Annotated in this window: 11 protein-coding genes; 6 read left to right on the forward strand and 5 right to left on the reverse strand. The window is 67.9% G+C overall.

What is annotated here, in order from left to right:
• Positions 1 to 31: 31 nt before the first annotated feature.
• Complete coding sequence (locus DMH03_RS11665) at positions 32 to 1255, reverse strand: low temperature requirement protein A (protein ID WP_125792017.1); 1224 nt, start codon at positions 1253 to 1255, stop codon at positions 32 to 34.
• A 52-nt stretch (positions 1256 to 1307) separates the two neighbouring features.
• On the reverse strand, positions 1308 to 2492 hold the full coding sequence (locus tag DMH03_RS11670) for a TetR/AcrR family transcriptional regulator (protein ID WP_125792018.1): 1185 nt from the start codon (positions 2490 to 2492) through the stop codon (positions 1308 to 1310).
• Between the two features lie 145 nt (positions 2493 to 2637).
• On the opposite strand from DMH03_RS11670, the gene DMH03_RS11675 reads away from it, so the two are divergent.
• Positions 2638 to 3849: an acetyl-CoA C-acetyltransferase gene (locus DMH03_RS11675; protein ID WP_125673897.1), complete on the forward strand. Its 1212-nt coding sequence runs from the start codon at positions 2638 to 2640 to the stop codon at positions 3847 to 3849.
• A 10-nt stretch (positions 3850 to 3859) separates the two neighbouring features.
• A complete protein-coding gene (locus tag DMH03_RS11680; protein WP_125792019.1) occupies positions 3860 to 6031 on the forward strand; it encodes a 3-hydroxyacyl-CoA dehydrogenase NAD-binding domain-containing protein in 2172 nt (723 codons plus the stop codon).
• A gap of 68 nt (positions 6032 to 6099) precedes the next feature.
• Here DMH03_RS11680 and DMH03_RS11685 read toward each other — a convergent pair whose 3' ends face one another.
• The 3 genes from DMH03_RS11685 to DMH03_RS11695 form a co-directional block, all read right to left on the reverse strand.
• Positions 6100 to 8202 carry an MMPL family transporter gene (locus DMH03_RS11685; RefSeq protein ID WP_125792020.1) on the reverse strand — a complete coding sequence of 701 codons (2103 nt, stop codon included), beginning with the start codon at positions 8200 to 8202 and terminating at the stop codon, positions 6100 to 6102.
• 109 nt (positions 8203 to 8311) lie between these two features.
• Positions 8312 to 8980 (reverse strand): response regulator transcription factor, encoded by a 669-nt coding sequence (locus DMH03_RS11690; protein ID WP_125792021.1) that lies wholly within the window; start codon positions 8978 to 8980, stop codon positions 8312 to 8314.
• Positions 8977 to 10053, reverse strand: a complete 1077-nt coding sequence (locus DMH03_RS11695) for a sensor histidine kinase (RefSeq protein ID WP_125792022.1) — start codon at positions 10051 to 10053, stop codon at positions 8977 to 8979. Before DMH03_RS11695 ends, DMH03_RS11690 begins: the two co-directional genes overlap by 4 nt.
• Before the next feature lie 84 nt (positions 10054 to 10137).
• Between DMH03_RS11695 and DMH03_RS11700 the strand changes: the two genes are divergently transcribed.
• From DMH03_RS11700 to DMH03_RS11715, 4 genes are all read left to right on the forward strand, one after another.
• Entirely contained in the window at positions 10138 to 10695 is a 558-nt protein-coding gene (locus DMH03_RS11700) for a helix-turn-helix domain-containing protein (RefSeq protein WP_125792023.1), read from the forward strand.
• Entirely contained in the window at positions 10682 to 11575 is an 894-nt protein-coding gene (locus DMH03_RS11705) for an SRPBCC domain-containing protein (RefSeq protein ID WP_125792024.1), read from the forward strand. Before DMH03_RS11700 ends, DMH03_RS11705 begins: the two co-directional genes overlap by 14 nt.
• 9 nt (positions 11576 to 11584) lie before the next feature.
• Positions 11585 to 12337 carry an SDR family NAD(P)-dependent oxidoreductase gene (locus tag DMH03_RS11710; RefSeq protein WP_125792025.1) on the forward strand — a complete coding sequence of 251 codons (753 nt, stop codon included), beginning with the start codon at positions 11585 to 11587 and terminating at the stop codon, positions 12335 to 12337.
• A gap of 99 nt (positions 12338 to 12436) precedes the next feature.
• Positions 12437 to 12892: a DUF3761 domain-containing protein gene (locus tag DMH03_RS11715; protein ID WP_125792894.1), complete on the forward strand. Its 456-nt coding sequence runs from the start codon at positions 12437 to 12439 to the stop codon at positions 12890 to 12892.
• Positions 12893 to 12919: the final 27 nt, after the last annotated feature.

The following is a 12919-nucleotide window of genomic DNA, read 5'->3' on the forward strand; positions in this document are numbered from 1 at the left end:
GGCGGATGCGCTACCACGGGGGAGGCGAACGTCACGCTGGTGAGTGATTCGGGTCGTTCTCATTGCCCAAAACACTCACGACTTTGCGTCGCTCGAAGGACACGAGCCCCACCGCCGCCAGCGCCACGATGCCGACCAGCGCCACCGCCGGCACCAGTTCCAGCAACGGCGTCGCCGCCAGCAGGACCACCGCCAGAACCAGCCGCCGCACATTCCAGGCGCCCAGGTTCCGGCGCCGCAGCCCGCTCAACGCGATCAGGTAGAGCGCGAGCCCGCCGGTGAGCGCCCAGATCGGCGTTCCGTGCAGGCCGTCGGAGAGGCTGTGGTGTTCGGTGTCGGCCACGTACAGCAGCGATTTCTTCAGGCCGAGCGCCACGAGCACGATCCCGGCGATGAGCGGGAGGTGCAGGAACGTGTAGGTATCCGTCCCGATCCGCACCCGCTCCACGCCCTCCGCGCGCTTCAGGTTGCGTTCGGAGACGTGCGCGACGACGGCGAAGTACATCCACCACATCGCCGAAGCCAGCGAGAGCCCGAAGACCGCGGCCAGCGTGATCGGCCAGGACATCGGATACGAGCTGATCCCGATGCCGATCGCCACGATCGACTCGCCGAGCGCGATGATCACGATCAGCCCGAACCGCTCGGCGAAATGGCCGGGCTGATGCAGCCGCCAGTCCGACGAGCGGGTCCGGAAGACGTTGACGTAGTCGGCCAGCATCGCGACCGCCCAGATCCCGAGCTGTACCCAGCCGGAGAAGAAAGCGGCGACGGTCAGCAGAGCGACGCTCGGCAGCAAGCCGGCGAACATCTTCAGGACGGTCTTGCGCAGCTCCGCGTCGTTCCGCCCGGCGCCGAGGTAGGCGATCAGGTGCAGCAGCCGCACGACGAAATAGCAGCCGACGAACATCAGCGGCGCGTACAGCCCGCCGGGCAGGTCGGTGAACGCCTCCGGAATGGTCAGCGAGACCAGGAACATCGTCCCCATCGCGGCGAACATCGCCAGCTGGGCGATGCCCCGGTCGACGTGCAGGGTGTTGGCCAGCCAGGCATAGGCGCACCAGCACCACCACAGCACGGCGATCATCGCCACCCCTTGCCCGATGCCGAGCGGGGTGAGGTGATCGGCCATCAGCTGCGTGGTCTGGGTGATGGCGTAGACGAAGACCAGATCGAAGAAGAGTTCCAGCGTGGTGACCTTGTGGTCTTCTTCCCGGGTCACCAGATGCAGGCCGCGTTTCGTGGGCACGCGCACATCGTGCCCGTCACCCCTTTGCGGCACACGCGAGTTTGCCCAGAGCTGGCTTTCAGACGCCGAGAACGGCGTGCATCAGCGTCGTCAGCTCGGCTTCGATGTTCGGGCGGCCGTTGACGCGGCGGGTGCGCGCGAGGTCGTTCGCGATGGTCAGCGCCGCGTGCACGGTGATCTTCACTTCGCGCAGGCTCAGTTCCGGGCGGACTTCCGACACCAGCGCGATCCAGCGCGCGACGTAGTCCCGTTGGACGCGGATGAGGTCCGCCTTGTCGCGTTCCGGCAGCTCCATGGGGCTGCCGGAGAACGACACCAGCAGCTCGGGGGTGTGCAGCAAGGTGTGCACATAGGACGCCGCGAGCCTCCGCAGCGCGTCGCGTTCGTCGTCGGTCCGCAACGCGCGTTCCGCGGCGAGCGCCAGCCTGTCGGCCGCGCGATGCCCGATCGCCACCATCAACGCGGCCTTGCTGGGGAAATGCCGGTACACGCTGGGTCCGGCGATCCCGGCCGCCGCGCCGATCTCCTCCATGCTCACCGCGCGGAAGCCGCGTTGCCCGAACAGCTCGGTCGCGGCCGCGAGGATCTGCTCGCGGCGGGACCGCTCGCCGAGCGTCATCGACGGCGTCTCTTCCGGCCGGTTCTCGGGCTCGGGCAGTGTGACATGCAGCACCGACTCCGCCAGCTGCACCAGGATCTGCGCGAAGCGTTTCTTCGCCACGGACGTGTGATGTACGGAGACGCTGCCGAAGACGCTCAGCCCCGCCCAGCACAGCAGCTCGGCGTCGTCGGCGGTCAGTTCCGGCCGCAGCGCGAGCAGCGCCTTGGACCACGCCGCGAGCACCGCGCCCGACCGGCGGCGGATCTCCTGGCGCCCTTCGCGGGGCAGATGCCTGCCCTCCCAGCGCCACAGCGCGGCGACCTCGCGCCGCTCCACGGCTTGCGCGGCGAGAGTCCCCAACAGGGCGTTGACCTGGGCGGGGACCGGTGTGTCGAGGTCGGCGAGCGTCTCGAGGGTGGCCGTCTCCATGTCGTCGATACCGGACAGCACGACGTAGGACAGCACCGCCTGCTTGTCCGCGAAATGCCGGTACAGCGCGGGCCCGGTGATGCCGGCCGCGGCGGCGATGTCGTTGATGCCGACACCGTGGAACCCGCGGGCGCGAAACAGTTCCGCGGCGAGGCCTGCCAGCTGGGCCTTGCGGTCGCGCGGTCGGGCTGAACGCTCGGTCGGGTGATCCATAGGTGAACTCACCATAGCGTCGGTTGCGTGCATCGCAACCCATTGACACCATGGGGTTATCGCGGTTTATGTTAATCGGCATTAGCATGGCTACTGGCCGGTACGTTTCATCCTGTTACAGCGCCGTACGCGGAGGAGTTTTTCTGTGAGTAGCGAGGCCTACATCTACGAGGCGATCCGTACGCCTCGCGGCAAAAACAAGGGGGGTGCCCTCCACGGCACCAAGCCGGTCGATCTCGTGGTCGGCCTCATCGAAGAACTGAAGGTCCGGCACCCGAACCTCGACCCCGCGGTGATCGACGACATCGTCCTCGGCGTCGTGTCCCCGGTCGGCGAGCAGGGCGCCGTGATCGCGCGCACCGCCGCCTTGAACGCGGGCCTTCCCGAGACGGTCGCCGGCGTACAGCTGAACCGCTTCTGCGCCTCCGGCCTCGAAGCCACCAACACCGCCGCGCAGAAGGTGCGCTCCGGCTGGGACCAGCTGATCATCGCCGGCGGTGTCGAGTCGATGTCGCGCGTGCCGATGGGCTCCGACGGCGGCGCGCTGTTCATGGACCCGGCCACCGCGTACGACAACTACATCGTCCCGCAGGGCACCGGCGCCGACCTGATCGCGACCATCGAGGGCTTCTCCCGCGAGGACGTCGACGCGTGGGCCGTCCGCTCGCAGGAAAGGGCCGAAGCGGCCTGGTCCGGCGGCTACTTCGCGAAGTCCGTCGTCCCGGTGAAGGACATCAACGGCGTCACGATCCTCGACCACGACGAGCACCGTCGTCCCGGCAGCACCGTCGAGGGCCTCGGCAAGCTCAAGCCCGCCTTCGCCGGCATCGGTGAGCTGGGCGGCTTCGACGCCGTCGCGCTCCAGAAGTACCACTCGGTCGAGAAGATCAACCACGTCCACACCGGTGGTAACTCTTCCGGCATCGTCGACGGCGCCGCGGTGGTGCTGGTCGGCAACGAGCAGATCGGCAAGGACTTCGGCCTGACCCCGCGTGCCCGCATCGTGGCCACCGCGACCGTCGGCTCCGAGCCCACGATCATGCTCACCGGCCCGACCCCGGCCACCGAGAAGGTCCTCAAGATCGCCGGCCTCACCCCGGACGACATCGACCTGTGGGAGCTGAACGAGGCCTTCGCCTCGGTCGTCCTCAAGTGGATCAAGGACCTGCACCTCGACGAGGAGAAGGTCAACGTCAACGGCGGCGCCATCGCGATGGGGCACCCGCTGGGCGCCACCGGCGCGATGCTGGTCGGCACCGTCGTCGACGAGCTGGAGCGTCGTCAGGCGCGCCGCGCCCTGGTCACCCTGTGCATCGGCGGCGGCATGGGCGTCGCGACCATCATCGAGCGGGTCTGAGGAAGAGACAATGACTGAAGCGAAGACCATCCGCTGGGAGCAGGACGCCGACGGCATCGTCGTGCTCACCCTTGACGACCCGAAGCAGTCCGCCAACACGATGAACGCCGACTTCCGCGAGTCGCTCGGCGTCGTCGTGGACCGCCTGGAGGCGGAGAAGGACAGCATCACCGGTGTCGTCCTCACCTCGGCCAAGAAGACCTTCTTCGCCGGCGGCGACCTCAACGACCTGATCCAGGCCAAGCCGGAGAACGCGGCCGAGATCACCGAGAGCAGCGGCCTGATGAAGGGCCAGATGCGACGGCTCGAGCAGCTGGGCAAGCCGGTCGTGGCCGCCATCAACGGCGCCGCGCTCGGCGGCGGTCTCGAACTCGCCCTCGCGACGCACTACCGCATCGCGGCCGACGTCAAGGGAAGCCAGATCGGTCTCCCCGAGGTCACCCTCGGCCTGCTCCCCGGCGGCGGTGGCGTGGTCCGCACCGTGCGCCTGCTCGGCATCCAGAGCGCGCTGCTGAACGTGCTGCTGCAGGGCCAGCGGCACCGCCCGGCCAAGGCGAAGGAACTCGGCCTCGTGCACGAGCTCGTCGGCACGGTCGACGAACTGGTCCCGGCCGCGAAGGCGTGGATCAAGGCGAACCCCGAAGGCGGCGTGCAGCCGTGGGACGTCAAGGGCTACAAGATCCCGGGCGGCACCCCGTCGAACCCGAGCTTCGCGGCGAACCTGCCCGCGTTCCCGGCGAACCTGCGCAAGCAGATCAAGGGCGCGAACATGCCCGCCCCGCGGGCGATCCTGGCCGCGGCCATCGAGGGTTCGCAGGTCGACTTCGACACCGCGATCACCGTCGAGACCCGCTACTTCATCAGCCTCGCCACCGGCCAGGTCTCGAAGAACATGACGAAGGCGTTCTTCTTCGACCTGCAGAGCATCAACTCCGGCGGCTCGCGTCCGGACGGCTTCGAGAAGTACACCGCCAAGAAGGTCGGCGTCGTCGGCGCGGGCATGATGGGCGCCGCGATCGCGTACGTCTCGGCGAAGGCCGGCATCGACGTCGTGCTCAAGGACGTCACGCTCGAAGGCGCCGAAAAGGGCAAGGGCTACGCGGTCAAGCTGGAGGAGAAGGCTCTCTCCCGCGGCAAGACCACGCAGGAGAAGTCCGACGCGCTGCTCGCCAAGATCAAGCCGACCGACAAGGCGGAGGACTTCGCCGGCGTCGACTTCGTGATCGAGGCCGTCTTCGAGAGCGTCGAGCTGAAGCACAAGGTGTTCCAGGAGATCGAGGGCTTCGTCAACCCGGACGCCGTACTCGGCTCCAACACCTCGACCCTGCCGATCACCGCGCTCGCCGAGGGCGTGCAGCGGAGCGAGGACTTCATCGGGATCCACTTCTTCTCGCCGGTGGACAAGATGCCGCTGGTCGAGATCATCTGCGGTGAGAAGACCTCGCCCGCCACGCTGGCGAAGGTCTTCGACTACACGCTGCAGATCAAGAAGACCCCGATCGTCGTCAACGACAGCCGCGGCTTCTTCACCTCGCGCGTCATCGGCACGTTCCTCAACGAGGCCGTCGCCGCGCTGGGCGAGGGTGTCGAGCCCGCGTCGATCGAGCAGGCCGGTGCCCAGGCCGGTTACCCGGCCCCGCCGCTGCAGCTGATGGACGAGCTGACCCTGACGCTGCCGCGCAAGATCCGCAAGGAGACCCGCGAAGCGATCGAGGCCGCCGGCGGCACCTGGAACGCGCACGCGTCCGAAGGTGTCATCGACCGGATGGTGGAGGAATTCGACCGCAAGGGCCGTTCCACCGGTTCGGGCTTCTACGACTACGACGAAGCCGGCAAGCGGACCGGTCTCTGGCCGGGCCTGCGCGACGCCTTCAAGTCGGGCAGCGCCGAGGTTCCGTTCGAGGACCTCAAGGAGCGCATGCTGTTCGCCGAGGCGCTCGAGACCGTGAAGTGCTTCGACGAGGGCGTGCTCACCACCGTCGCCGACGCCAACATCGGCTCGATCTTCGGCATCGGCTTCCCGGCGTGGACCGGTGGTGTCATCCAGTACATCAACCAGTACGAGGGTGGCCTGCAGGGCTTCGTCGACCGCGCCCGTGAGCTGGCGGAGCGCTACGGCGACCACTTCACCCCGCCGGAGTCGCTGGTCGCGAAGGCCGCGAAGGGCGAGATCTACGAATAAGCGCGTGACATGAAAGGCCCCTTCATTGCAAATTTTGCAATGAAGGGGCCTTTCATGTCGTCCGGGGGCTAGCGGGACGACGGTTCCAGCGCCACGTGCGGTAACCGCCGGTCCAGCCATCGCGGCAGCCACCAGGCGCGTTTCCCGAGCAGCCGCATCACCGCGGGCACCACGAGACAGCGGATCACGAACGCGTCCACCAGCACCGCCACCGCCAGCCCGAGACCGAACTGCGCCAGCATCCGGGCGGGGTTGAGCAGGAACGCCCCGAACACCAGGATCATGATCACCGCCGCGGCCGTGATCACCCCGCCGGTGGAGGCGAGCCCCTGACGGACGGCATGACGAGCGTCGCCGGTGCGTCGCCATTCCTCGTGCATCCGGGACACCAGGAACACCTCGTAGTCCATGGAAAGCCCGAACACGATGGCGAAGATCAGCACCGGCACGAACGCCTCGATCGGTCCCGGCTGCGCCCCGAACAGGCCATCGCCGAACACCGCCGTCATCACGCCGAGCGCGGCGCCGATGCTCAGCAGGTTCAGCAGGGCCGCCTTGAGCGGGATGAGGATCGAGCGGAACACGACCATCAGCAGCAGCGCCGACAAACCGACGACCACCAGCACGAACAGGGGTAACCGGTCGCCGACGGCGTCCGCGAAGTCCACCGCCGCCGCGACACTCCCGCCGACCAGGTACTTGCCCGGCAGCCCCGGCAACACCTCCGTCCGCAACCGTTCCACCAGATCGGCGGTCGCCTCGTCCTGGGGCGAAGAGGTCGGGAAGGCGAGGACCGTCGTGACGCCCTGGCCCATCGGCGGCGTCACCTCGGCGATTCCGGGCGTGGCTTCGAGTTTCCGTTGCAGCGCGACGCCATCACCGTTTTCGGTGACCACGACCAGCGGCTCACTGAACCCCGGGCCGAAACCCTCCGACATCAGGTCGTAGGCCTGCCTGGTGGTCGAGGTCTCCGGATCCGTCCCGGCGTCGGCGAACCCGAGGCGCATGCCGAGCGCGGGCAAGGAAAGCCCGACGAGAACGAGCAGGCCGATCGCGAGCGGCACCATCGGCCGTCGTTGTACCGCGTCCCCGAGCCGGCCCCAGGCTTTGCCGTGTTCCCGTTTCCCGGCGTGCTTGCGGATGCCCTTTTCCAGACGGCGGCCGAAAAGGGAGAGCAGCGCGGGCAGCAGGGTGATCGACGCGAGCATCGTCACGAGCACGGTCAGCGCCACCGCGAGGGCGACCCCGCGCAGCGAACCGAGGCCCAGCGCGAGCAGGCCGAGCAGCGCGATGATCACCGTGCCACCGGCGAACAGCACCGATCGGCCCGCGGTGTCGAGCGCCCGTCGCGCCGCCTGTTCCCGGTCGAGACCGCCCAGGATTTCGCTGCGGTACCGGGAAAAGATGAGCAGCGCGTAGTCAACGCCCACCCCGAACCCGACCAGCATCATCAGCGGCGCCGTGTAGCTCGCGATGTCGACGAACCTGCTGACGAGCACGATCACGCCGAGTGTGCTGCCGACGGCGAAGATCGCCGCGATCACCGGGAGCCCGGCGGCGAGGATCGACCGGAACAGGAAGACGAGGACCACCAGCGCGGCCAGCAACCCGACGCCCTCCGACGGACCGCCGCTTTCACTGGTCCGTTTGATCGGCTCGCCACCGAGTTCGACCTGGAGCCCGGCCGCCTCCGCCTTCTTCGCGGTGTCGACTACGCGCACGATGTCGTTGTACGGCAGATCATTCGACTCGAGGTCGAAAGCGATCGCCGCGTAACCGATCGTGCCCTCACGGGAGATGGCCGACGGGGTGTCGAAGGGACTCGTCACCGACTTCACATGCGGCTGGCCACGGACCTCGGCGAGCATCCCGTCGATCGGTCCGCGTGCGGTCGCGAGTCCGGTCTCGCTCTTGAAGACGATTTCCGCCGTCGCACCGGTCTGCGCGGGAGCCTGTGCTTTGAACAGGTCCATGATCTGCTGGGATTCGGTGCCCGGCAAGGAATGGTCGTCGTGGTAGGCGCTGCCCGCCAGCTGTGAGCCCAGCGTGACACCGATGAGGGTGAGCAGCCAGAGCGAAACGGCCAGCCAGCGGTTGCGCTGAGACCAGCCCGCCAGCTTCGAGAGCGCGCCCCCAGGCGGCTGTCTCCGGGAAAGAGTGATGGTGTCCATGGCGGAAAGCATCGGCTTTCCCGGCCTGGATGGCGTCGGGCTCCGGCGGGCACTCGGGCCACAACTTCTGGGTACCCCTAAGGCTCCTCCCGTACTACCGGGGTTGTGGTCACGGGGTCAACCAGCGAGGGGTGACCATGCCCGATTCGTAGGCGAGCACGACGAGTTGCGCGCGATCACGGACGTCCACTTTGGTCATGATCCGGCTGACGTGCGTCTTCGCCGTCGCCGGGCTGAGCACGAGTTCCTTCGCGATCTCGTCGTTGGACAGGCCGGCCGCGACAAGGCTCATCACTTCGCGTTCCCTTTCGGTGAGCCGGTTCAGGGTGGGCGAGGGGCCGGGCCTGGCGACCCGGCCGGCGAATTCGGAGATCAGGCGGCGGGTGATCGACGGCGCGAGCAGCGCGTCGCCCCCGGCGACCACGCGGACACCGCGGATCAGTTCCTCCGGTTCGGTGTCCTTGACCAGGAACCCGCTGGCACCGGCGCGCAGCGCGCCGTAGACGTCTTCGTCGAGGTCGAAGGTGGTGAGGATGACGACCCTGGTCCCGGTCAGCACCGGATCTTCGAGTAGATGCCGGGTCGCGGTGAGTCCGTCCATCACCGGCATCCGGATGTCCATCAGGACGACGTCGGGTTTGTGTTCGCGCGCCGCTTCGAGGGACTCACGCCCGTCGGCCGCTTCGGCGACCACGGTGATGTCGGGTTCACCGTCCAAAATGGATTTGAACCCGGCGCGGACCAGCCGCTGGTCGTCGACGAGCAGAACCCGGATCATTTCCTCACCCGCAAGGGAAGCCGGGCACGCACCCGGAATCCGCCGTCTTCGCGCGCGGCGGCGGTGAGCTCACCGCCGAGTGCCTCGGCCCGTTCGGTCATCCCGCGGATCCCGTTGCCGGGTTTCGCCGCGCCTCCCCGGCCGTCATCGTCGATCTGCACGGACACATCATGGGGCGTGTAGCCGATCCGCACCACGACGGTGTTCGCGGCGGCGTGGCGCGCGACGTTGGTCAGCGCCTCCTGGACGACGCGGAAGGCGGCGTGTTCGACGTCGGGCGGCAGCTCCGTCGCCGTGCCGTCGATCTCGGTCCGGACGGTCAGCCCGTGCGCGCCCGCGGCTTCCGCCAATTCGGCGACCCTGGCCAGGCTCGGTGTGTCCGCCTGCCGCAGCATGCCCAGGGTGGCGCGGAGTTCGCGCAACGCCTCCTTGCTGGTCTGTTTGATCGTGGCCAGCGCCTCCTCGGATTTCGCCGGATCCTTGCCGTGCAGTGCCGCACCCGCTTGGACGTTGATGAGTGCGAGATTGTGGCCGAGGACGTCGTGCAGTTCGCGGGCGATCCGGAGCCGCTCGTCGGCGGCCCTTCGTTGTGCCTCGGCTTCCTTGGTGCGCTCGGCTTCGCGGCGGTAATACGTCACCGCTCCGACCGCGACCAGCGCGATGAACCAGCCCGCCATCAGCAGGAACGCGAAGTCGTCCACTTGCCGTGAGGCGCCGGCCCGTGACTCGCCGATCGCGACGCCGCCCATCGAAGCCGCCGCGACGACCGCCGCGCTGCGGATCCGCCCGGTGGAGGCGTTGTTGTACAGCGCGAAGGCGAAGGCGAGCAGCACGAACCCGTCGGGATCGGTGTTCGGGTAGTAGATCGCGCAGCAGACCGCGGTGAAGATCGCGACGGGGAGCGGATACCGGCGGCGCAGGAACAGTGCGGCACAGGCGAGCACCGCGCAGACCCAGCCGAGGGCGGCGTTGCGCGGCGCCTCGGCGTTGTCGCCGAAGAAGGCCATGGCGGAACCCGCGAGCACCGCGACGGTGATCGCGATGTCCGCCGAGTACCGCCGCAGGATCGCCACACGACGAGAGTAGCGCGATCCGGCGCGTTTGACAAAAATGATTTTTACGTTCAAACTCATTTTTGTGATCAAGGATGTGCGGCCGTGAAGGATGTGGAGTACCTCGAGCGGCTCGAGCAGGCGGAGGCGTTGCTGAAACCGCAGCGGGTGGACGTCCTGCGGCAGCTGGCGGAGCCGCGGTCCTGCACCGAGGTGGCGGCGGTGCTGGACCAGACCCCGCAGCGCGTCTACTACCACGTGAAACGACTGGTGGAAGCCGGTCTGGTGAAGCAGGTGTCGGAGCGGAAGGTGCGCGCCGTCAGTGAAGGCGTGTACCAGGCGAGCGCGCGTTCGTACTGGCTGTCGCCCGGGCTGGTCGGCCGGATCGGCCCGCGGGCGGCGCGGGACGAGCTGAGTCTCGGCTACCTGGTGGACCTCATGGAGGAGGTCCAGTCGGACGTCGCCGCGCTCGACAGGACGGCGCAGGAACTGCCGTCGATCGGCGTCTCCGGCGAGATCCGGGTGGAGCCGGAGCGGCGCCAGGAGTTCCTCGACGAACTGAAGACGACTTTGCAGGATCTGTTCACCCGCTACGGCGGAGCGGAAGGCGACGCCTTCAAGCTCGCCGTGGCCTGTTACCCGAAGGGAAATGTCCGTGACTGAGCCGACGAGATTCCAGGTGCGGGTGCGCGCGCCGATCGACGAGGTCTGGCACGCGCTGGTCGATCCCGGGGCGCTGCGCACCTGGCTTTCCGAGTACGCGGAAGTCGATCTGCCGTCCCGGTACGAATTCTGGGGTCGCTACACGCCGGAGGGAGATCGTCCGCGTCAGCGACTCCTGCTGGCCGACGGCAAGGTCCTGCGGTTCGCCTGGACCCTCGGCGAGACGGAGACCGTCGTCGAGATCGCGCTGACCGAAGACGGGGACGCGACCTCCCTGTCGTTCAGTCAGACCGGTTTGCCGGGCTATGCCGAGATGCTGGCCGTCCCCGACTCGTCGCTCGGCATGATGTACACGTTCTGGGCGTTGTCCGTCGCGAACCTCGTCGACCACGTCGAAGGACGGCCGCTCACCGCCCGCTGCGACCTCACTTCCCCGCTGATGAACGAAGAAGTGCGGATCGACGCGCCGCGAGGCGAGGTCTACTCCTCGATCGCCGACCCCGCCGTGTTCACGCGCTGGTTCGGTGCCCGCATCGAGGCGGAGACCCACGTCGGCGGCCGCTGGGCGATGGGTTCGCTGGAGAACGACCCGGATCCGGCGAAGATCGTCGATCTGGTGCCCGATTCCAAGATGTCGCTCGCGTACGAGGACGGCATCGTCGCCTCCTGGGAACTCGAAGAATCCGGCGGCGGCACGAAGCTGACCTTCGTCCAAAGTGGATTCTCCGAAGGGAAACCGCCGTACGGCATGTGGATGGGCTGGCTCAGCGGTTTGGCGGAACTGCGCAGGTTCCACGAGGTCGACTCGTGGCTACCGATTTGGGTCGACGTCCACCTGGAGGGAACACCCGAAGGACTCATCACACTGGACGGGAAATAGGAGGATCCGATGTTGCTCGAAGGCAGGAACGCGATCGTCTACGGGGCGGCCGGCGGAATCGGAAGCGCGGTGGCCCGCGGCTTCGCCAGGGAGGGCGCGACCGTCCATCTCACCGGCCGCACACTGAAGAAACTCGACGTCCTGGCCGACGAAATCCGCGCGGCGGGCGGAAAAGCCGAGACCGCGGAGTTCGACGCACTCGACGAAACGGCCATCGACGAGCACGCCGCTTCGGTGGCTTCGTCGGCGGGCAGTGTCGACATCTCGATGAACGTGGTCACGCACAACGACGTTCAGGGCACTCCGCTGGTCGAGATGTCGTTGGAGGACCTCGAAAGCCCGGTCCGGACGGCGGTACGGACGAACTTCCTGACCGCGCGGGCGGCCGCCCGGCACATGATCGGGCAGGGGTCCGGGGTGATCCTGATGTTCGGCGGCGACGGTGATCCGTTGCCGGGGTACCACCTCGGCGGGCTGCAGGTCGCGTTCAGCGCGATGGAGGCGTTGCGGCGAGGGCTGGCGTGCGAACTCGGACCGAGCGGCATCCGTGTCGTCACCCTGCGCACCGGCGGGATCCCGGAGACGATACCGGCGGGCGCCGGACTCGACGACGCCATCCGCGACATGGAAGAAGCCACGATGCTCAGGCGGACGGCATCGCTCGATGACGTCGCCCGTGTGGCCGCCTTCGCCGCGTCGGATCACGCGCGCAGCATGACGGCGACGGCACTGAACATCAGTTGCGGCGCGATGGTCGACTGACGTTCTCTCTGTAACGACGGCGAACGCTCTCCCGACTATGCGGCACTACACCCAAGTGCCGGGGAGGCCGTTGTGCCGAAGAGAGCGACGAAGCTGGGCATGGCGCTGGCGATCGGGCTTCTGGTCGCCGGGGGCTGCGGTGTGGAGACCGTGCCCACCGGGCGGGTCACGCCGCAGAGCGGCCCGGCGTCGGCAACGTCCACAACATCGACGCCGAGCAGTAGCTGGGCGCCGCCCACGAGCACGGCCACGCCGACTCCGACACCTCAGCAGCTCGTGCCGCCGACCACGGCCGCGGTCGACGTGCCGAAGCAGGTCGAGCCGGCCCCGACGAAAACCCGTCTGAAAACGACGCCGACGGCAAAAGCGCCGAATCTGGCGGAATGCGGGAGCGACCACTACCGCAACACCGACGGTGTCTGTGTCCACCGGCCGGCGACCGGACCGGGCGCGGCAGACGGCGCGACGGCCATCTGCAAGGACGGTTCCTATAGCTACAGCCAGAATCGTCGCGGTACCTGTTCCGGACACGGTGGGGTCCGCACCTGGTTGTGATCCCGTCGGTCAACCGTTCACTGAGAA

It is taken from the genome of Amycolatopsis sp. WAC 01376, from assembly GCF_003947415.1.
Taxonomy (GTDB): domain Bacteria; phylum Actinomycetota; class Actinomycetes; order Mycobacteriales; family Pseudonocardiaceae; genus Amycolatopsis.